The organism is Lichenicoccus sp. (genome assembly GCF_965277665.1).
In the GTDB taxonomy this organism is placed as follows: Bacteria; Pseudomonadota; Alphaproteobacteria; order Acetobacterales; family Acetobacteraceae; genus Lichenicoccus.
Genome location: NZ_OZ255835.1, coordinates 1,393,668 through 1,413,221, shown reverse-complemented (window position 1 = coordinate 1,413,221; position 19,554 = coordinate 1,393,668). Strand labels below are relative to the sequence as shown.

Genomic DNA, 19,554 nt, shown 5'->3' with positions numbered 1-19,554 from the left:
CGTCCCGACTGCGTGCATCATGTCCAAAAAGAGTGACCAGGGCATAAACGCAGACCGGCGCACGGGCGATGCGGACCGCGAGGCGTCCGGGGTCAGGCCAGCCGAAGCTTGAGCGCGTCGGTCAGGGTGCGCGTATCGGCGGCGCCGCCAAGGTCGCGGGTACGTATGCCGCTTGTCAGCACGGTGTCGTTGATGGCGGTCTCAAGACGGTCGGCGAGATCCTTGCGGCCGACATGCGCGAGCATGATCTCCGAGGCCAGCAGCAGGGCCAGCGGATTGGCGACGCCCTTGCCGGCGATGTCGGGCGCCGAGCCGTGCACCGCCTCGAAGATCGCGGCGTCGTTGCCGATATTGGCGCCGGGCGCCATGCCCAGGCCGCCGACGAGGCCGGCGATCAGGTCGGACAGGATGTCGCCGAACAGGTTGGTGGTGACGATCACGTCGTACTGCCAGGGATCGAGCACGAGCTGCATCGCGCAGGCATCGACGATGCGATCATTCACCTCGACGCGTCCCTCGTACTCCTTGGCGATCTCGTAGCCGGATTCCAGAAAGATCCCGGTCAGCGCCTTCAGGATGTTCGCCTTGTGCACCAGCGTGACCTTCTTGCGGCCGTTCTTCACCGCGTAGTCGAAGGCGTAGCGCACGATGCGCCGGCATTCCGCGCGCGTATTGAAGCCCGACGAGATCGCGATCGCCTTCGGGTCGGGCCCGATCGGCAGGTAGTGTTCCATCGCGGCGTAGAAGCCTTCGAGGTTCTCGCGGATCAGCACGATGTCGATATTGTCGAAGCGCTGGCCAGGGATCAGCGTGCGGGCCGGCCGCAGGTTGGCGTACAGCTCGAATTCCTGCCGCAGCGTGACGTTGATCGACTTGAAGCCGCCGCCGACCGGCGTCGTCAGCGGGCCCTTCAGCGCCAGACCGGTGCGGCGGATGCTGTCCAGCGTGCGCAGCGGCAGCGGATCGCCGCTGTCGGCGACGGCGGCCATGCCGGCGAGCTGCCGGTCCCACTCGAACGGGGCGCCGAGTGCCGCGAGCACCTCGACCGTGGCCTCGACGATCTCGGGACCGATGCCGTCGCCAGGGATCAGGGTGGCGGGGATTTTTTCGCCAAGAGCATGGCTCATCTGCAGCATTCCTTTTCTGTCAAAGCGGCGCGCAGGCCGCCTGCAGCCAGGAGCAAGCGGCCGGGTCCAGTTCCGGTCCGATCTCCGACAGGACGCGGGCATGGTAGCGGTCGATCCAGCGTCGCTCCGGCTCGTGCAGCAGCGCCGTTTCGATCAGCCGCCGGTCGAACGGCGCCAGCGTCAGGGTCTCGAACTCCAGGAACATCCGCGTTTGCGCATCCGCGAGCGGGGCTGCAGCCTGCACCAGCAGCAGGTTCTCCAGCCGGATGCCGTAGGCGCCGGTGCGGTAGTAGCCGGGTTCGTCGGACAGTATCATGCCTGGCTCGAGCGGCACGCCCTGGTTGCGCGGATGGATGCTGCACGGCCCTTCATGCACCGACAGGAAGCTGCCGATGCCGTGCCCGGTGCCGTGGTCATAGTCGAGACCCGCCGCCCACAGCGGCGCGCGGGCCAGGCTGTCGAGGCGGCCGCCGGTGGCGCCCTGCGGAAAGCAGGTGGCGGCGATGGCGACATGGCCGCGCAGCACCCGGGTGAAATGATCGCGCACCGAAGCGGCCGCCGGGCCGGGGCCGCTCCATATCGTGCGGGTGACATCGGTGGTGCCGTCCGGATACTGCGCGCCGCTGTCGATCAGGTAGATCTCGTCGGCCTCGAGGGTGCGGTCGGTCTCCGGGCTGACCCGGTAGTGGATGATGGCGCCGTTCGGACCCGATCCGGAGATCGCCGGAAAGCTCTCGCCGCGATACAGCGGCGATGCGGCGCGGAAGGCGTCCAGCCGCGCCGCCAGTGCCATCTCGGTCAGCCCGACGCCGTGGCCGTCGAGCCAATGCAGGAAGCCGCACAGCGCGATGCCGTCGCGATGATGCGCGCTCCGGGCACCGGCGAGCTCGACGGCGTTCTTGCGCGACTTCGCCAGCAGCACCGGATCCGGCCCGGTGCCGACGGTCGCGCCCGCTGCCCGAAGCCCCTGTGCGAACCAGACCGCGCTGCCGCCGGCATCCACCCTGACGGTCTGGCCGGCCAGGGCCGCGATCTGGCCGGGCAGGGCCTCGGGCGGCTCGGCCTGCACGGTATTGCCGAGCCATTGCCGCATGTCGGCATCGAGCTTGGCCGGATGCATGAACAAAATGACGCTCTCGTCGTCGCGCAGGATCGCAAAGCCCAGGGCCAGCGGCGTGAACGGCACGTCCGCGCCACGGATGTTAAGCAGCCAGGCGACCGACGCCGGATCGGTCAGCACCAGGGCCTGCTCGCCGGCGGCGCGCAGCACGCCCGCGATCTGGTGCCGCTTGTCGGCGCTGTCGCGGCCGGAGAGTTCCAGCGCATGCGGCCGTGCCGGCTGCAGCGGCGGCGGCGGCCGGTCGGTCCAGAGCGCATCAAGCGGGTTGGGCTGCACCGGCACCAGGGCGATGCCGGCTGCCTTGAGCCGAGCCTCGAACCGGGCCAGCGTGTCGGGGCTCATCAGCCAGGGGTCGTAGCCGATCCGCGCCAGGCCATCGGCGTTCTCGGCGAGCCAGGCTTCCGGCGGATGCTCGATCAGGTGCTGCCGGCTCCAAAGCGCGCCATCGGTCTGTTCGGCCAGTTGGAGCGTGTAGCGGCCGTCGGAGAACACCGCCGCCTTCCCGGGCAGCACGATCGCCAGGCCGGCGCTGCCGGTGAAGCCGGTCAGCCAGGCCAGCCGCTCGGAGCCGGCGGCGACATACTCGCCGAGATGCTCGTCACCGCGCGGCAGGATGAAGCCATCCAGCCCGGCGGCGTCCAGGGCCGTGCGAAGCGCCTGCAGGCGGGGAGCATGATCCTGGGTCATCGGCGCGTCACTCCACAGAGACAGGGGGTCCCACAGAGCCTGGGGGCCACAGACTGGGGGGGCCCTGCGGGTCAGGGCCAGGCGGCGGGGCGATCAGCTTCTGCATGAACAGCAGGTCGAGCCAGCGGCCGAACTTGCGCCCGACCTGATGCAGCACCGCGGCCGGGGTGAAGCCGGCCCGCTCGTGCAGCGCAATCGAGACCTGGTTGGTCGCCTCAATGCCGCCGATCATGACATGCCTGCCGGCGGCGCTCGCGTCCGCCAGCAGGGCGTCGAGCAGAGCCGTGCCGAGGCCGAGGCCGCGCGCGACCGGGTGGACATACAGCGAATGCTCGACGGTGTGCAGGTAGCCCTCGTGCGGGCGGAAGCGGCCGTACGAGGCGAACCCGGCGACGCGCCCGCGATGCTCGGCGACCAGCACCGGGAACCCGCCGCCGACGCGCTCGCGCATCCAGGCCCGGCGTGCCGCGAGATCGACCGGAGCGAGGCTCCACAGCGCGGTGCCATGCAGGATCGCGTCGTTGGTGATGTCCAGGATCGCGGGCAGGTCCTGCTCGGTGGCGGAACGCACCGTCATGCGATGCGCACCGGCGCGCGACGGCGCAGCATCCCCGCCTGCGCGCGACGGCGCAGAATTAGCGTGGCCCAGTCACCCTCGCGCAGCACGCGCTCGAGCACCAGCCCCTGCCGGCGATGCGCCGCCAGCACCATGCGCACCTGGCTGCCGAGCAGGCCGGCCAGGATCGCCGTCCCGCCCGGGGCCAGCGCCGCGGCAAGGGATCGCGCCATCAGGCAGAGCGGGCGCGCCAGGATGTTGGCGAACACCAGGTCGTAGGGAACCGCGGCGCGTATCGCCGGCGTGCGCCAGCCATTGCCGAGGCGGCAGGAGACCAGCCGGTGCAACCGGTTCATCGCGGCATTCTGCGCCGCCACCCGCACCGACCAGGGCTCGATATCGACCGCCAGCACCGGGCGATGCAGCAGGGCGGCGGCGGCCATCGCCAGGATGCCGGAGCCGGCGCCGAGGTCGAGGATGCGGGCAGGGCGGCGATACGCCACGGCCTCCAGCGCCCGCAGGCAGCCGCGTGTCGAGCCGTGCTCGCCCGAGCCGAAGGCGATGCCGGCATCCAGCGTCAGGGTGAGGCGCCGACTGGCGGCCGCGCGGCCGAGATGGGTGCCGCGTATCGCGAAGCGGTGTCCGACTTGCTGCTCGGGGAACGAAGAATAGGTGCGGGCAAGCCAGCCTTCCGCCTCGGTCGGCTCCCGGCCGAGGACGGCGTCGATGCCGGTGGCGGCGCGGGCCAAGGCAAGGCCTGTTCCCAATGCCGGCTCGTCGGCGCCCGCGTCCTTGACGCCCTCGACGCGCCAGACGGTTTGGCTGTCGTCGGCCTCGAAGATGCCGACCGTGCCGCAGACGCTGGCCAGTGCCGCCTCGTAGGCCTCGACCGCGGCCTCGGGCACCGTCACATGCACGGTCTCCAGGCCCAGGGCGTGCCGTCGCCTGCTGCTCAACCCGGCATGCTCAGGAAGCCGAGGCCGCCGGCTCGACATAGCTGTCGAGCAGTCGCTTGAGGCCGGCATGGTCGAACTCGATCTCGAGCCTGTCGTCGACGGCGGAGCGCACGATGCCGTAGCCGAACTTCTGGTGGAACACGCGGGTGCCAACCGCGATGCTGCCCTGCCGCTTCGGGCGGGGCGGCTCCTCCCATGCTTCAAAGGTTGGGGCCTCCACCGTGCGCGGCCGTCGCGCGGCCAGCGGGAACTGGCCGCCGAACACCGGCGGTGCCGTCCGACGCTGCTCGCGGGCCAGGGCCGCCGAGCCCGCCTGCTCGACATGCTCCTCGGGCAGCTCGTCGATGAAGCGGCTCGGGATCGCGCTCTGCCAGTTGGCATAGATGCGTCGGTTGGCGGCGTGGCTGATGATCGCCCGCTTGCGGGCCCGGGTGATGCCGACATAGGCCAGCCGGCGCTCCTCCTCGAGCCCCTTGTTGCCGCCCTCGTCCAGGGTGCGCTGGCTCGGGAACACGCCCTCCTCCCAACCGGGCAGGAACACGGTGTCGAACTCCAGCCCCTTGGCGCCGTGCAGGGTCATCAGGTTGATGCGGTCGGCGCCCGCATTCTCCTCGTTCTCCATCACCAGCGAGACATGCTCGAGGAAGCCGCCGAGGCTCTCGAAATCCGCCAGCGCCCGCACCAGCTCCTTGAGGTTGTCGAGCCGGCCCGGCGCGTCCGGCGACTTGTCACGGTGCCACATCTCGGTATAGCCGGTCTCGTCGAGCAGGGCCTCGACGACACGGACGTGGGCCGCGTCAGAGGGGGCACGGGCCAGCGTCTCGCGGGCACGGGCGAAAGCCGCCATCAGCAGGGTGAGCTGCTCGCGCACCCGGCCCTTCAGCGTGCCGCGCTCGATCAGCCGCAGGGTCGCCATCGCCAGCGGCACCTGCGCCTCGCGCGCCTCGAGATGCAGCGCCTGCAGCGCCGCGTCGCCGACGCCGCGGCGCGGCACGTTGACGATGCGCTCGAAGGCGAGGTCGTCGGCGGGCTGGTTGAGCACCCGCATGTAGGCCATGGCGTCGCGAATTTCCGCGCGCTCGTAGAAGCGCAGACCGCCGACGACGCGGTACGGCAGCCCCAGCGTGATCAGCCGCTCCTCGAAGGCGCGGGTCTGGAAGCCGGCGCGCACCAGGATCGCCATCTCGGACAGCGGATGCTGGTCGCGCTGCAGCTGCTCGATGCGCTCGCCGACCGTGCGGGCCTCCTCGTCGCTGTCCCAGACCGAGGCCACCAGCAGCTTCTCGCCGCTGGAATCGTTCCGGCCAGGCCGCAGCGTCTTGCCGAGCCGGCCGCCATTATGCGCGATCAGGGCCGAGGCCGCCGCCAGGATCGGCGCGGTCGAGCGGTAGTTGCTTTCCAGCCGCACGATGCGGGCGCCGGCAAAGTCCTTTTCGAAGCGCAGGATGTTCTCGACCTCGGCGCCGCGCCAGGAGTAGATCGACTGGTCGTCGTCGCCGACGCAGCAGATGTTGGCACCCCCCGGATATTGCCCGGGAAATTGCGCCGGATCTTTCTGCGCCAGCAAGCGAAGCCAGAGATACTGCACCGTGTTGGTGTCCTGGTACTCGTCGACCAGGATGTAGCGGAAGCTGCGATGGTATTGCGCCAGCACGTCCGGCCGGGTGCGCAGGATGTCGGTCACGTGCAGCATCAGGTCGCCGAAATCGCAGGCATTGAGGCGCACGAGCCGGGCCTGGTAGTCGGCATAGACCAGCCTTGCGCGGCCGCCGGCGAACTCGCTGTCCTCGGCCGGCGTGATCCGCTCGGGCGACAGGCCGCGATCCTTCCAGCGCTGGATCACCCCCATCAGCCCCTGCGGCGGCCAGCGCTTGTTGTCGATCCGGTTGGCCTCCATCACCTGCTTGAGCAGGCGGATCTGGTCGTCGGTATCGAGGATGGTGAAACTCGAGGTGAGCCCGACATACTCGGCGTGCCGGCGCAGCATGCGGGCGCAGAGCGCGTGGAAGGTGCCCAGCCAGAGCCCCTCCGCCGGGCGGCCGAGCAGCTGTGCGACCCGCTCGCGCATCTCGCGGGCGGCCTTGTTGGTGAAGGTGACGGCCAGCACCTGGCCGGGAAAGGCCCGTCGCGACAGCAGGATGTGGGCGAAGCGGGTGGTCAGCACCCGGGTCTTGCCGGTGCCGGCCCCTGCGAGCACCAGCAGCGGCCCGTCCAGGGTCTCGACCGCCTCGCGCTGCTCGGGATTGAGCCGCCCGAGATAGTCCTCGGCGGGAGGGAACTCCGTGGTCTGCAGGGCATCTGTCACGCCGCTGGATATAGCCCGGGCGCCGGGTGACGCCAATCGGGGTGACCAGCCGAGAAGATCCTGTTGGTTGCTCTAACGGAACGTTATAGGCTGCTCCCGGGCGTTTGGGGGAGACGGCGGCATGGTCTGGGGGTTCTCCGAAGCCGGCGGCTTTCCGCTGTCTGGCCTGCTGCGTCGTGGTGTGCCGCCGGCTCGCGTGCTCCCAGCGCTTGCGCGCCCGGCGCGCCAGGACGAAGGGTCCCCGGCGCCCCTCGACCGGCCGTTCCCGGTGTTCGTGGCCAAGCCGGTGCTGCCGGCGCCGCCCGGCCACAACCGGGAAGCCCCGTTCGCCAGCACCGGCCCGCAGGGCCACCGGCGCCGGATGCGCGAGCGCCTGCTCGCGCATGGTGGTGCGGCACTGGCGGACTACGAGGTGCTGGAGATGCTGCTGTTCCTCGGCATCGCCCGGCGCGATACCAAGCCGCTGGCCAAGGCGCTGATCAACAGCTTCGGCTCGCTGGCGGCGGTGCTGTCGGCGTCCCCCGAGGCGCTGCAGCGGCAGGGCGGCCTGGCCCCGGACTGTGCGGCCCTGCTGCGGCTGCCCGAACTGGCGGCGCACCGGCTGTCACGTGCCGAGGCGCGGGATCATCCGATCCTGAACAACTGGGAGCGGCTGCACGGCTATTTCGAGACCGCGCTGACCGGCGCGATCCCGGGACAGCTCCGGGTGCTGTTCCTGGACAACCGCAACCGGCTGCTGGCCGACGAGGCGGTGGCGGAAGCGCCGGCGCCGGGCGAGGAGGACAGCGTGCGGGCGATCATGCGCCACGCGCTCGGCCTGCATGCGACGGCGCTGGTGGTGGTGCGCATCGTGCCGCCGCGCGCGATCGCCAAATCGGTGCTGGAGCGCGAGGCGGAGCTGTCGCGGCAGCTGTCGCGCGCCTCGGGGCCGCTTGCGATCATCGTGCACGACCACATGCTGGTGGGTGGCGAGAACTGGGTCAGCCTGAAGCAGAAGGGGCTGATCTAGGCCTTCACAACAGCTTGTCCAGCGTGATCGGGAGGTCGCGCACGCGCCTGCCGGTCGCGTTGAAGACCGCGTTCGCCACCGCGGCGCCGACGCCGGTGATGCCGATCTCGCCGATGCCATGCGCGCCGAGCGGGGCATGCGGGTCGGCGATGTCGGTCCAGATCACGTCGATCTCCGGCACGTCGAGATGCACCGGCACGTGGTACTCGGCCAGCGACGGGTTCATCACCCGCCCGCTGCGCTCGTCGAACTGCGTCTCCTCCATCAGCGCGAGGCCCAGTCCCATGATGATGCCGCCGCGGAACTGGCTGGTCGCCAGGCGTGGGTTCAGGATCCGGCCGACATCGAAGGAGCCGAGGAACCGCGACACCCGGGTCTCGCCGGTGACGGCATTCACCCGCACCTCGCAGAACTGCGCGCCGTAGGAGTGCATCGAGTATGTCCCCACCTCCATCGGCGGCGGCGCCTCCGCCTCGACCGACAGCGCCTCGAGCCCGGCGCGTGACAGGATCGAGGCATAGCTCTCGAACCGGTCGGTCTGCTCGCGATGGCCGAGGCCGCCGTCGCGCGCCTCCACCGCGTCCGCCGACAGGCCGGCCAGGGGAGAGTCGTTGCCGGCGCGCTGCAGCAGGTCGGCGACCAGCTTTGCACTTGCAGCCGTGACGGCAGCGGCAATCGAGGCGGTCTGCGACGATCCGCCCGCGATGGTGCCGTGCGGCAGGGCGGTATCGCCATACTCGAAGGTCACGTTGTCGATCGGCAGGCCGAGCCTGTCGGCACCGGCCTGCGCCTGCACGGTGGCGGTGCCCATCCCCATATCGTGGCTGGCCATCGCGATCCGCGCGTGGCCGTCGCGGGTCAGGGTGATGCGCGCGGCGCCGCCCGGCATGCGGTAGTACGGATAGGTCGCGGTGGCCATCCCCATGCCCACGAGCCACTCGCCTTCGCGGCGCGCACCCGGCACCGGGCTGCGCTGGTTCCAGCCGAAGCGCTCGGCACCCTTCGCATAGGCCTCGAGGAGGTGGCGCGACGAGAAGTCGTGGCCCGAGGTCGGATCTTGCTTCGGCTCCAGCCGGCGGCGCAGCGCGATCGGGTCGATCCCGACGGTCTCCGCCAACTCGTCCAGGGCGGTCTCGAGCGCGAAGGTTCCGACGGATTCCCCCGGTGCCCGCATGAACGTGTTGGCCAGCATGTCCAGGTCCGCCACCCGCTGCTCCAGCAGGAAGGTGTCGGCGGCGTAGAGGTGCCGGGCCGGAAAGGTGAACTGCTCGGGACAGTTGTTGTGCTCGGTCATGGCGACCGTGCCGGTATGGATCAGGGCCGCCAGCGTGCCGTCGGCGTTGGCTCCGAGCGCGACGCGCTGCCGGGTGAGGGTGCGTCCGCCGGCCACGCGGAACACGCCCTCGCGTGACAGCGCCACCCGCACCGGCCGCCCGGCCAGTTTCGCGGCGGCGATCGCCAGGACCTGGTGGCTCCACAGGCCCTTGCCGCCGAAGCCGCCACCGACGAACGGCGAGAAGATGCGGATGTGGCTCTCGGCGATGCCGAACACCCCCGCCAGCGTCCAGCGGGTCTGGTGCAGCATCTGGGTGGTATCGTGGATGACCAGGTCCTCGCCGTCCCACCAGACCGTGGCCGCGTGCGGCTCGATCGCGGCGTGGCTGTGGCGGGGCGTGTGAAAGGTCCGGTCGACCTTGAAGGCCGCGCCGGCCAGCGCCGCCTCGGCATCGCCGGCCTGCACCAGAGCGGGTTCGCCCAAGACGGAGTCCGGCTGGCGCGAACGCGTCGCTTCGTGCGCGAAGACGAGCCGGGCCGGCGCCGCTTCGTAGGTGACCTCGATCAGCGACGTCGCATGGTCCGCCTGCTCCTGCGTCTCGGCCAGCACGATGGCGACCGGCTCGCCGTTCCAGTGGATCGAGGCATCCTGCATGATCGGCAGGCTGCTGGCGCCGGCGGCGCGCGGGTCCGACATGAACGAGGCGGGCGGCTTGAGCCTCGGCGCGTTGGCGTGCGTCATGACGAACACCACGCCCGGCGCCGCCTCGGCGGCGGCGGTCGAGAGACTGGCGATCCGGCCGCGCGCGATCGTGGCGTAGCGCAGGGCGGCATAGGTCATGCGCTCGGCCGGCACCTCGGCTGCGAAGCGCGCCTTGCCGCGCACCTTGCGCGGGCCGTCGATGCGCGGCACCGAGGTGCCGAGCGACCCGTGCTGGCCGGGCCTGTCGCGTTTTGCGATCAGCGGGTCGGGCGGCGTTGCCGGTTGCAGCTTCGCCATCACGCCGGCGGCGGCCTGCTTGGCGGTGTCGAGGATGCTCATGGTGCGTTCCCTGCCAGGTCTGCCCCTGCCAGGTCTGCGAGCACGGCGGCGATGGTCCGCCGGGCCAGCTCGATCTTGAAGCCGTTATGGTGCAGCGGCGCGGCGTCGGCGAGTTCGGCTGCCGCGGCGGCGCAAAAGCTGGCCTCGGTCGCGGGCCTGCCACGCAGCGCCCGCTCGGCGGTCCAGGCACGCCACGGCTTGTGCGCGACCCCGCCCAGGGCAAGCCGGACATCGCGGACCGTGCCGTCCTCGGCCACGTCGATCGCCGCGGCCACGGAGACCAGCGCGAAGGCATAGCTGGAGCGGTCGCGTACCTTGCGATAGGTCGACCGGGCGGCGAACCCGAGCGGCGGGAGTTCGACCGCGGTGATCAGTTCGCCCGGCTCAAGCTCGGTCTCGATGTCGGGACGGCCCCCGGGCAGTCGGTGCAGGGCGACGAACGGCAGGCTGCGGGCGCCCGACCGGCCCTGCAGGTGCACCACGGCATCGAGGGCCGCCAGCGCCACGCACATGTCGGACGGATGCGTGGCCACACAGGCCGGCGAGGCGCCGAGGATGGCGTGGATGCGGTTGAAGCCGTCGATCGCATCGCAGCCCGAGCCGGGCGCGCGCTTGTTGCACCGTGACGCCTGGTCATAGAAATAGCCGCATCGCGTGCGTTGCAGCAGGTTGCCGCCGAGCGTCGCCATGTTGCGTATCTGGCCGCTGGCGCCGGCGAGGATCGCGCGGCTCAGCACCGGATAGCGGCTGCGCACCGCCGGGTGACCGGCGATCGCGGTGTTGCGCGCCGCCGCCCCGATCCACAGGCTGCCGTCGCGCTCCTCGATCCCGCCGGGTAGCCCGGTCACGTCGACCAGGACGGCCGGCCGCTCGATCGTCTCGCGCATCAGGTCGACGAGGTTGGTGCCGCCGCCGAGATATCTGGAACCCGCGTCGCCGCCCATCCGGATCGCGGCCGCCTTGTCCTCGGCGCGGGCGAAGCTGAACGGCGTCATTGAGCGGCCTCCGCGACCACGGGGCGCCGCGCATAGGTTTGGGCGATCGCGGCGACGATGCCGTTATGGGCACCGCAGCGGCAGAGATTGCCGCTCATCCGCTCGCGCAGCTCCTCCGATGTCAGGGTCATCTGGCTCGCCTCGAGATCGGCGGTCACCGCGCTCGGCAGCCCGTGCTCGATCTCGCGTGCCATGCCGATCGCCGAACAGATCTGCCCGGGCGTGCAGTAGCCGCACTGGAAGCCGTCATGGTCGATGAAGGCCTGCTGCAGCGGATGCAGCGTGCCATCCGCCGTCAGCCCCTCGATCGAGACGATCGAACGGCCCTCGTACTGCACCGCCAGGGCCAGGCAGGACAGGATGCGCTCGCCGTCGGCGAGCACCGTGCAGGCCCCGCAGGCGCCCTGGTTGCAGCCCTTCTTGGTGCCGGCGAGATGAAGCTGCTCCCTGAGCAGGTCGAGCAGCGACAGGCGCGGATCGGACGGAGCCGGGACGACCTGGCCGTTGATGGTGATGGGCATGCGAAATCCTCGGATGCGGATCGGTCGGACCCCGGGACCTGCGCGGCAGCGAGTGTTCCCGGCGAACGACGGTGAACGTTCTCGTCCGGGCAGGGTTTTCCCGTCACGGAAGCTGCTCCGGTGGGTCGCGAGCCTGGCCCTGATGAGGCGCCGCCCGCGTGAGCTGGCGCTCGATTTCGGCCAGCAGGGTGTGCGGGCTGTCGGCGAGCCCGTCGGCGCCGGCCGCCTCGAGTTCGGCGCGGCCGCCATAGCCCCAGAGCGCGCCGACCGCACGCATGGAGTTCGCGTGCGCCCCGCTGATGTCGAACCTGCGGTCGCCGACCATGACGCTGTGCGCCGCATCGATCGCCTCGGCCTCGATCAGGCGGCCGATCAGTTCTGGCTTCTCGGCGCCGCTGTCGTCCGGCCTGGCGCCATAGCAGCCATGGAAATGTCCGATCAGCCCGCGCATGCTCAGGATGCGGCGCGCCAGGTGTTCGGGTTTGGAGGTCGCCAGCAGGATGCGGCGGCCCGACGCGGCCAGGGCCTGCATGAACCCGGCAACGCCGTCGAACAGCGGGCTGTCCAGCATGCCGCTCGCCTCGTAGTTACGGCGGTAGGCCAGGACCGCCGCCTCGACGCGGTCGTCGCCGAACTCCGAGAGCAGTCGCGCCATGATGTCGGGCAGCGGTGGCCCGACCACCCAGTCGAGGTCGGCGCCCGCATCGAGCGTATGGCCGAGCTCGCCCAGGGCGCGTCGCAGGCAGGCGATGATGCCGTCGCGCGAGGCGATCAGGGTGCCGTCGAGATCCAGCAGCACGGCCTGCCGCGAGGGATGCCGGGGACGGGGGGTCACGCGACGACGGCCTGGTTCCGGGTGGATGTCATGCCGGCAGCGTAGCCGGTCCGGAATAGGAGGCGAAATCCAAACCGTTGCGTTATCGTATTTACCCTTGCGACCGCCGGAGCCTTGCCATGCCAGCCCGTCAACAGAAGACACCGCCACAGCCGGCCGCGGGCGAGGCGGCGGCGCCGGACGCCGAAGAGGCCACGGCGGACCTGCAGCTGCTGACGCTGCTGCTGATCCATGCGATGCCGGCGCATGAGGATACCGGGCGGCTGGCCCGCGAGGCGCTGGCCCGGTTCGGCAGCTTCGCGGCGCTGCTGGCGGCGCCGCTGCGCGAGCTGCAGGGGTTCGCCGGGTTCAACGCGCACAGCATGGCCGCGGTCCGGCTGCTGCACGAGACCGCGCTGCGCCTGGCCCGTGCGCGCATGCAGGGCGAGACGGTGCTGGACGATCCGGCGCGGCTGATCGCCTACCTGACCGCGGTGCTGGCGCGCGAGAAGATCGAGCAGTTCCGCATCCTGTTCCTGGACGGCCAGGACCGGCTGATCACCGACGAGGCGCAGGCGCGCGGCACCGTCAACCACACCCCGGTCTATCCGCGCGAGGTGGTGCGCCGCGCCATCGAGCTCGACGCGGCGGCGATCATCCTGGTGCACAACCACCCGAGCGGCGATCCGACGCCGTCGCGCGAGGACCTGGCGATGACCGCGCAGGTGGTGCAGGCCGCATCCGTGCTCGGCATCGCGGTGCGCGACCATGTCATCATCGGCAATGGCCGCTGGACCAGCTTCCGTGAGCAAGGGCTGCTGCAGGCGGACGCCTAAGCCTCCGAACCTTCACCTTCGTCCGGGTCGCCCGCTGCCAGCACCCCCAGCGCGTCGGCGAGCCCGAAGCGGCCGGGCAGCGCATCGCGCGCAAACAGGCGGTTGACGTGTCCCATCTTGCGGCCCGGCCGCGCCTCGCGCTTGCCGTACAGGTGCCCGAGCAGCCCGTCCGTCGCCATGATCTGCGGCCAGAGGGCGACATCGTCGGGGCCCACGAGGTTCTTCATCACCGCGTCGGAATGGCGCACGGCCGGTGGCAGCGTCAGGCCGGCGACGGCGCGTATGTGCATCTCGAACTGGCTGACCGGGCAGGCATCCAGGGTCCAGTGGCCGGAATTATGCGGGCGGGGGGCGATCTCGTTGACCAGCAGGACCCCCTGCGCGTCGAGGAACATCTCCACGCCGAGCAGCCCGACGAGATCGAGATGGGCGGCGATCCGGGCCGCCAACGACTGCGCCGCCGCCCGCCGCTCCGGACCCACCGGCGCCGGCGCCAGGGTGAGGTCGAGGATGTGGTTGCGGTGGTGGTTCTGCACCGCATCGAAGGTGCGGATGGTGCCGTCCAGACCGCGCGCCACGATGACGCTCAGCTCGGCGGCGAACGGCACCAGCGCCTCGGCGACCAGCGGGTGCGGCGCCAGCCGGTCGAAGGCTGCGTGCAGCGCCTGCGGGTCATGCGCCACCGCCTGGCCGCGGCCGTCATAGCCCAGGCGCGTGGTCTTCAGCACCATTGGCAACCCGAGACGGTCGGCCGCCGCGTCCAGCGCATCCCGGCTGGGCACCGCGTGCCACGGCGCCACCGGGATGCCGGCCGCCTCCAGCATGCGCTTCTCGAGGATACGGTCCTGGCTGGTGCGCAGGATCGCAGCCGACGGCCGCACCGGACGCAGCGACGCCAGCAGCTCCAGGCCGTCGGCGCTGATATTCTCGAACTCGAACGTCACCACCGAAACGGCATCGGCAAAGCGGCGCAGCACGGCCGGATCCGCGTGCGAGCCGAGCGTGATGGCGGCGCAGACCTGCGCCGCCGGCCCGTCGGCCTCCTCGGTCAGCACATGGCAGCGATAGCCGAGCCGGGCCGCGGCCAGTGCCGACATGCGGCCGAGTTGGCCGCCGCCGAGGATACCGATGACGCTGCCCGGCGGCAGCGCTGGTCCGATGACGCTGCCCGGCGGCAGCGCTGGTCCAATGACGCTGCCCGACGGCAGCGCTGGTCCGATGACGCTGCCCGACGGCAGCGCTGGGGCATGAGCGTCCGGGACGGCGCTCATGCCCCGCTATCGGGCTCGTCGGGCACCGAGGCGGTCTGCAGGGAGCGCCAGGCTTCCAGCCGGGCTGCGACGGCTTCGTCGTCGACGGCGAGGATCGAGGTCGCGAGCAGGGCCGCATTGATGGCGCCGGGCTTACCGATCGCCAGCGTTCCGACCGGCACGCCGGCGGGCATCTGCACGATGGAGAGCAGGCTGTCGATGCCGCGCAGGGCCTGGCTCTCGACCGGCACGCCGAGCACCGGCATCGTGGTCCAGGCGGCGCACATCCCAGGCAGGTGGGCCGCTCCGCCCGCCGCGGCGATGATCACCGACAGGCCGCGCAGGCGCGCCGTGCTCGCATATTCGACGAGGCGGTCGGGCGTGCGATGCGCCGAGATGATGCGGGTCTCGTACTCGATCGCGAGGGTGCCGAGCATCTCGGCGGCATGCGACAGCGTCTGCCAGTCGGACTGGCTGCCCATGACCAGGCCGACCCGGACGCGGCCGCGCTGACCGGTCTCGGCGCGATTGTCCGGCCCCGGCACGACGCCGTCGCCTGGGTCGAGATCACCGGCCTCGGGATGGTCGCCGGCGAACTCCTCCGTGGCCGGACCGCCCGGCGGGTAGTCGGCCGAGGCACCGGCGGCCTCGATCCCAGGGGGACGGACGGGAGCAGTGGATCGGTCCGGGATCATCGGGCGGCCTCCGGTCATGCGATGCTGTCCGGGATCAGCCGGCTTTCCAGCCACGCGATCTCGTCCTTCAGCATCAGCTTGCGCTTCTTGAGACGCTGCAGTTGCAGCTGGTCGATCGGCTGCGCGGCGAGGCGGCCGATCACCGTGTCGAGGTCGCGGTGCTCGCTGCGCAGTTCGTGCAGTTGTCGCAGCAGGGTATCGTGATCAGTCAACATGGGGACCTGCCATAGCATGCGCCGGTGCCACCCTCCATCAGCGAACCCACCCCGGGACGGCAGACCGCGGACCCCGGTTCCTTGGGAGGGAAGTCTCTTGGCCGGAGGTCTCCCAGGTGGAGTTTTTGCGTGGCGATACGGCCCGCTGCGGGACTAACGTTTGCGCAACCGGCCCCGGATCGGTGTCCGGCAAACCCAGTTCGGAGGCACCATGAGCGTGCAAGCGCGGATCGACAGCCTGAAGACCAGGCATGCCACCCTGGACACGCGCATCACCGAGGAGGACCACCGGCCGCAGCCCGATCAGGACGCGTTGAACCGCCTCAAACTGGAGAAACTGCGTGTCAAGGAAGAGGTCGAGCGCCTCAGCCGGGGCGCCTGAACCGGAGTATCCGTCCGGCGCCGCTCCATCAGACGACAGGCGGAGCATGATCGATCGGATCATGCTCCGGGCCCCGGACCGGCAGCGGCTGACGCAGTCGCGAGGCCGAAACTGGCTGTCAGGCGGCTTCCTCGTCCTCGGCGATAGGCAGCGGCTGCGGCACGTGCTGGCCTTCGCGGACCAGGCGCTCGTTGGCGGCGCCAACCATCATGTTGAGGTCAGTCTGGCTGCACAGCCCCAGGATCACCGGGTCGCGCGGCTTGATGTTGGCGCTGTTCCAATGCTGCTTGTCACGCACCTTGGCGATGGTGTCCTTGGTGGTGCCGAGCAACTTGATGATCTGCATCTCGGACAGCTGCGGGAAGTTGCGCAGCAGGAAGACGATGGCGTCGGGGCGGTCGTTGCGCTTGGCAACCGGCGTATAGCGGGCCCCCCGCGACCGCCGGGTGACCGGGTTGGTGACGGTCAGGATGCTCAGGCGAAGCGACGGGTCGGCCTCGCAGCGCGTGATCTCGGCCTGGGTGACCTGGTGGTTGGCGACCGGGTCATAGCCGACGATCCCGGCGGCGACCTCGCCGTCGGCGATCGCCTGCACCTCGAGCGGGTGCATGCCGCAGAACTCGGCGATCTGGGTGAAGGTCAGGGCGGTCTTTTCGATCAGCCATACCGCGGTGGCTTTCGGCATCAGGGGAAGCGTCATGGCACTGGTCCTATCGGATCGCGAGAAGGCCGCAGCACGCGGCAGCGTCTCTGACCGTGGTCCAGGATGCCGGCCGGCGCGCGGCGAGTGGACGGGATATGGGGCCGGCCCGCTCGGCCGGTCAAGTCATCTCCGGGCCGACGCGCAGCAAAAAGGGGCCGGTTGCCCGGCCCCTTCCTGATCCTGCCGTGAGCGAACGGCTCACGCCGCCTGCACGTCGCCTTCCGGCTTGCGATCGTTGGCCGGAGCCTCGCTGCTGCCCTCGAGCTGCGGGCCCGCGAAGGGTGCCGCGGTGCCGATCGTGATGCGACGCGGCTTCAGTGCTTCGGGCACCACGCGCTTGAGGCCGACATGCAACATGCCGTGCCGAAGGTCCGCCGCCTCGACGACGATATGGTCGGCCAGAGCGAAGCGACGCTCGAAGGCGCGGGCCGCGATGCCACGGTGCAGCACCTCGCGCTTCGGCTCGTCCTTGACGCGGCCGGAGACCAGCAGGGTGTTGTCCTGCGCGGTCACCTCGATGTCGTCGGGACCAAAGCCCGCGACCGCCATCGTCAGCACGTAGCTCTCGTCGCCGGTCTTCTCGATATTGTAGGGGGGATAGGACGGCTGTGTTGCCGCCTGGGCTGCCGTGTCCACCAGCCGGGCGAGACGATCGAACCCGATGGTGCTGCGAAACAGCGGCGCGAAATCGTAAGTCATGAACAACCTCCTGAGGAGCAGAGTTCCGGTGCGAGACCGCCATCATGGCCGGTCCCTGTAGTCACGTCTGGGTAGTCACGTTTGGGTAGTCACTTGGTCAGTCAAATCTGGTCACACGCCGGAGCCCCGATCGGGCACTCTGGCAGACCTTGAAATGGCAACCGCCGCCCCTTGCATCAAGGAGCGGCGGCTGAAAAATCCCTGCCGTTGAACCGATCACCCGGCCGGCCCGGATCAGGACTTGCGCATGCCGATCCCGGCGAACTTCTTGTTGAACTTGGCCACCTGGCCGCCGGTATCGAGCATGCGCTGCACGCCGGTCCAGGCAGGGTGCGATTTCGGATCGACATCGAGGCGCAGCGTGTCGCCGGCGCGGCCGTAGCAGGACTGCGTGGTGAACTGCGTCCCGTCGGTCATGACGATGTTGATCGCGTGATACTCGGGATGGATGCCGGATTTCATGGCCTGCCGCTTTCTCTGGAACGCCGCCGATACCGACCGGGGCGCGTATGCGGCGCGTATAGACGGTTGTGCCGGCAACCTCAACCGGAGCCCGCCAGGACGATCGTGATCTAGAGCAGCATCGGATCAATTGGAATCGCTTCGCGATGCCAAGTGTCGGATAAAGCTGCTCTACCAAACGACAAGCAGAGCATGATCGATCGGATCATGCTCTAGCGCGGCGCCTTCAGGGCATTATCGGTGAAATGCCGGACCGTCTCGTCGGCGATGTGCTTCTGCGCCGGGCTGAAGCTGTCATACAGGCTGCCGAAGGGTGCCAGCAGGTCGGCTGCATTACTGGCGTGGGTCTGTTGCACCAGCGCATAGGCCCGCAGGTCCTCGACCGCGTTCGCGCCGGCATTCTGCTGCTCGCGGCGTGCGTAGGCGGCGTCGAGCTGCACCGCCCCATGGCGCATCGCGCCGGTCAGCCGGCCCCAGAGCGGCTCCTGGGCCGTCGTGATATGCCAGGTCCGGTGCAGCGTCGTGATATGCGCCTCGAGCGCTTCCGCCTGCTGGCGGCCGAGCCGGCTGCGCATGCCGGACTGGCTCAGCGATGCCGCCGGGCGCCCCAGGCTGGCCTCAGCCGGCGACTGGGACGGCGCCAGTGCCGGCGCCTCCGTCTGCGCGGCGGCGGCGGATGCGAGCAGCGTGACCGGGGGTGCCAGCAGAGCCGGTCCGGCTGCCAGGAAAGCCAGCAGGGCCACGCCCGGGCATGCGGAGCGGCGTGACCAAAAAAGTCTGCGCATCATGAGCCTCAAAGCCTGTATCGGGGGGAATTGATGATCACCGGGGTGCTGCGCCGCATGTGTCGTGTCGGACACGACGCGACTTCATGGCGCGAACCGGCCGGTCCGTGAAGGAGGCACCCTGAGAATCCTCTCCATCCAGTCCTGGGTCGCCTTCGGCCATGTCGGCAATGCGGCGGCGATCTTCCCGCTGCAGCGCCTCGGCGCGGAGGTCATGGCGATGCACACGGTGCAGTTCTCCAACCATACCGGCTACGGCGACTGGACCGGCCAGGTCTTCACCGGCGCCGACCTGCGCGCCCTCGGGCAGGGGCTTGCCGCCCGCGGCGCGCTCGGCACGCTCGATGCGGTGCTGTCGGGCTATCTCGGCGACGCGGGGATCGGGCGAGCCATCCTGGAGATCGTCACCAGCGCGCGCGCCGCCGGTCGGCCGCTGCTCTATTGCTGCGACCCGGTCATGGGGGATGCGGGACGCGGCCTGTTCGTGCGGCCGGACATTCCGCGGCTGCTCGCGCAGGAGGTGGTGCCCGCCTGCGACATCCTGACGCCGAACCAGTTCGAGCTCGCGCAGCTGACCGGAATGGCCTGCGCGAGCCGCGTGGCACTCCTTCGGGCCGTGCGCCATCTGCAGCAGCGCATGCGTCCCCTCGGGCCGCGCATCGTGCTCGTCACCAGCGTCCGCCACCAGCAGACACCCGGCGATGCCGTCGAACTGCTGGCGGCCTCGCCCGCGGCCGCCTTCCTGCTGCGGATGCCGCGGCACCCGATCGCGGCCAACGGGGCCGGCGACCTCATCGCGGCCCTGTTCCTGTTTCACGTCCTCGCAGGATCCCGGCCAGGGCGACCCCAGTCTGGTCAGCCCCAGTCTGGTCAAACCGAACCGGGCCCGGACCTGCGCGATGCGCTGGAAAGTGCCGGCAGCGCCACCTGGGCAGTCCTGGAGCGGACGGTTGCCGACGACGCCCGCGAACTCAGCCTGGTGGCAGCCCAGGACCAAATCGTCCGGCCGACGCGTCGCTTCCAGGCGCTGCGGCTCGACCGGGACGGTCATATCGTCGGGTGATCCGGACCAGCGTGGCGGGAGCAAGGAATTATTAAAGATTTCGGCTTCAAGTGCGGC

Annotated in this window: 20 protein-coding genes; 4 read left to right on the top strand and 16 right to left on the bottom strand. The window is 70.3% G+C overall.

Going from position 1 to position 19,554, the window contains the following annotated elements; genetic code table 11:
- Positions 1 to 92 precede the first annotated feature (92 nt).
- From ACQY4O_RS06365 to ACQY4O_RS06345, 5 genes are read right to left on the bottom strand one after another with little or no spacing between them, the layout of a single operon-like run.
- Complete coding sequence (locus ACQY4O_RS06365) at positions 93 to 1,127, bottom strand: isocitrate/isopropylmalate dehydrogenase family protein (protein WP_428375367.1); 1,035 nt, start codon at positions 1,125 to 1,127, stop codon at positions 93 to 95.
- A 19-nt stretch (positions 1,128 to 1,146) separates the two neighbouring features.
- Complete coding sequence (locus ACQY4O_RS06360; protein WP_428375366.1) at positions 1,147 to 2,934, bottom strand: aminopeptidase P family protein; 1,788 nt, start codon at positions 2,932 to 2,934, stop codon at positions 1,147 to 1,149.
- A 7-nt stretch (positions 2,935 to 2,941) separates the two neighbouring features.
- Positions 2,942 to 3,511, bottom strand: a complete 570-nt coding sequence (locus ACQY4O_RS06355) for an N-acetyltransferase family protein (RefSeq protein ID WP_428375365.1) — start codon at positions 3,509 to 3,511, stop codon at positions 2,942 to 2,944.
- Positions 3,508 to 4,485 (bottom strand): 50S ribosomal protein L11 methyltransferase, encoded by a 978-nt coding sequence (locus tag ACQY4O_RS06350; protein ID WP_428375364.1) that lies wholly within the window; start codon positions 4,483 to 4,485, stop codon positions 3,508 to 3,510. The genes ACQY4O_RS06355 and ACQY4O_RS06350 overlap by 4 nt, the downstream gene beginning before the upstream one ends.
- Positions 4,457 to 6,751 (bottom strand): ATP-dependent helicase, encoded by a 2,295-nt coding sequence (locus tag ACQY4O_RS06345; protein WP_428375363.1) that lies wholly within the window; start codon positions 6,749 to 6,751, stop codon positions 4,457 to 4,459. Before ACQY4O_RS06345 ends, ACQY4O_RS06350 begins: the two co-directional genes overlap by 29 nt.
- 121 nt (positions 6,752 to 6,872) lie before the next feature.
- On the opposite strand from ACQY4O_RS06345, the gene ACQY4O_RS06340 reads away from it, so the two are divergent.
- Positions 6,873 to 7,760 carry a JAB domain-containing protein gene (locus ACQY4O_RS06340; RefSeq protein WP_428375362.1) on the top strand — a complete coding sequence of 296 codons (888 nt, stop codon included), beginning with the start codon at positions 6,873 to 6,875 and terminating at the stop codon, positions 7,758 to 7,760.
- A gap of 4 nt (positions 7,761 to 7,764) precedes the next feature.
- Here the strand turns inward: ACQY4O_RS06340 and ACQY4O_RS06335 are convergent, their stop codons facing one another.
- From ACQY4O_RS06335 to ACQY4O_RS06320, 4 genes are all read right to left on the bottom strand, one after another.
- Positions 7,765 to 10,077, bottom strand: a complete 2,313-nt coding sequence (locus tag ACQY4O_RS06335) for a xanthine dehydrogenase family protein molybdopterin-binding subunit (RefSeq protein ID WP_428375361.1) — start codon at positions 10,075 to 10,077, stop codon at positions 7,765 to 7,767.
- The gene (locus ACQY4O_RS06330; RefSeq protein WP_428375360.1) at positions 10,074 to 11,072 is read right to left on the bottom strand and encodes an FAD binding domain-containing protein; all 999 of its coding nucleotides are present in this window, start codon (positions 11,070 to 11,072) and stop codon (positions 10,074 to 10,076) included. The genes ACQY4O_RS06335 and ACQY4O_RS06330 overlap by 4 nt, the downstream gene beginning before the upstream one ends.
- The gene (locus ACQY4O_RS06325; RefSeq protein ID WP_428375359.1) at positions 11,069 to 11,593 is read right to left on the bottom strand and encodes a 2Fe-2S iron-sulfur cluster-binding protein; all 525 of its coding nucleotides are present in this window, start codon (positions 11,591 to 11,593) and stop codon (positions 11,069 to 11,071) included. Before ACQY4O_RS06325 ends, ACQY4O_RS06330 begins: the two co-directional genes overlap by 4 nt.
- 103 nt (positions 11,594 to 11,696) lie before the next feature.
- Positions 11,697 to 12,428, bottom strand: a complete 732-nt coding sequence (locus ACQY4O_RS06320; protein ID WP_428375358.1) for an HAD hydrolase-like protein — start codon at positions 12,426 to 12,428, stop codon at positions 11,697 to 11,699.
- Between the two features lie 119 nt (positions 12,429 to 12,547).
- On the opposite strand from ACQY4O_RS06320, the gene radC reads away from it, so the two are divergent.
- On the top strand, positions 12,548 to 13,243 hold the full coding sequence (radC, locus tag ACQY4O_RS06315; RefSeq protein WP_428375357.1) for a RadC family protein: 696 nt from the start codon (positions 12,548 to 12,550) through the stop codon (positions 13,241 to 13,243).
- Here radC and ACQY4O_RS06310 read toward each other — a convergent pair.
- From ACQY4O_RS06310 to ACQY4O_RS06300, 3 genes are all read right to left on the bottom strand, one after another.
- Entirely contained in the window at positions 13,240 to 14,514 is a 1,275-nt protein-coding gene (locus ACQY4O_RS06310; protein WP_428375356.1) for a 5-(carboxyamino)imidazole ribonucleotide synthase, read from the bottom strand. The two genes, radC and ACQY4O_RS06310, sit on opposite strands and share 4 nt — an antisense overlap.
- Positions 14,511 to 15,038 (bottom strand): 5-(carboxyamino)imidazole ribonucleotide mutase, encoded by a 528-nt coding sequence (purE, locus tag ACQY4O_RS06305; protein WP_428378120.1) that lies wholly within the window; start codon positions 15,036 to 15,038, stop codon positions 14,511 to 14,513. Before purE ends, ACQY4O_RS06310 begins: the two co-directional genes overlap by 4 nt.
- A 164-nt stretch (positions 15,039 to 15,202) precedes the next feature.
- On the bottom strand, positions 15,203 to 15,403 hold the full coding sequence (locus tag ACQY4O_RS06300) for a YdcH family protein (RefSeq protein ID WP_138325869.1): 201 nt from the start codon (positions 15,401 to 15,403) through the stop codon (positions 15,203 to 15,205).
- Between the two features lie 211 nt (positions 15,404 to 15,614).
- Here ACQY4O_RS06300 and ACQY4O_RS06295 point away from each other — a divergent pair, with 211 nt between their 5' ends.
- The gene (locus ACQY4O_RS06295; protein WP_428375355.1) at positions 15,615 to 15,785 is read left to right on the top strand and encodes a YdcH family protein; all 171 of its coding nucleotides are present in this window, start codon (positions 15,615 to 15,617) and stop codon (positions 15,783 to 15,785) included.
- Positions 15,786 to 15,903: 118 nt separating this feature from the next.
- Here the strand turns inward: ACQY4O_RS06295 and ACQY4O_RS06290 are convergent, their stop codons facing one another.
- The 4 genes from ACQY4O_RS06290 to ACQY4O_RS06275 form a co-directional block, all read right to left on the bottom strand.
- Positions 15,904 to 16,485: a DUF1013 domain-containing protein gene (locus tag ACQY4O_RS06290; protein ID WP_428375354.1), complete on the bottom strand. Its 582-nt coding sequence runs from the start codon at positions 16,483 to 16,485 to the stop codon at positions 15,904 to 15,906.
- Between the two features lie 201 nt (positions 16,486 to 16,686).
- Positions 16,687 to 17,187 (bottom strand): Hsp20 family protein, encoded by a 501-nt coding sequence (locus tag ACQY4O_RS06285; protein ID WP_428375353.1) that lies wholly within the window; start codon positions 17,185 to 17,187, stop codon positions 16,687 to 16,689.
- Between the two features lie 234 nt (positions 17,188 to 17,421).
- On the bottom strand, positions 17,422 to 17,649 hold the full coding sequence (rpmE, locus tag ACQY4O_RS06280) for a 50S ribosomal protein L31 (protein ID WP_428375352.1): 228 nt from the start codon (positions 17,647 to 17,649) through the stop codon (positions 17,422 to 17,424).
- A gap of 212 nt (positions 17,650 to 17,861) precedes the next feature.
- Entirely contained in the window at positions 17,862 to 18,392 is a 531-nt protein-coding gene (locus ACQY4O_RS06275; RefSeq protein ID WP_428375351.1) for a Spy/CpxP family protein refolding chaperone, read from the bottom strand.
- Between the two features lie 106 nt (positions 18,393 to 18,498).
- Between ACQY4O_RS06275 and pdxY the strand changes: the two genes are divergently transcribed.
- Positions 18,499 to 19,497: a pyridoxal kinase PdxY gene (gene pdxY, locus ACQY4O_RS06270; RefSeq protein WP_428375350.1), complete on the top strand. Its 999-nt coding sequence runs from the start codon at positions 18,499 to 18,501 to the stop codon at positions 19,495 to 19,497.
- Positions 19,498 to 19,554: the final 57 nt, after the last annotated feature.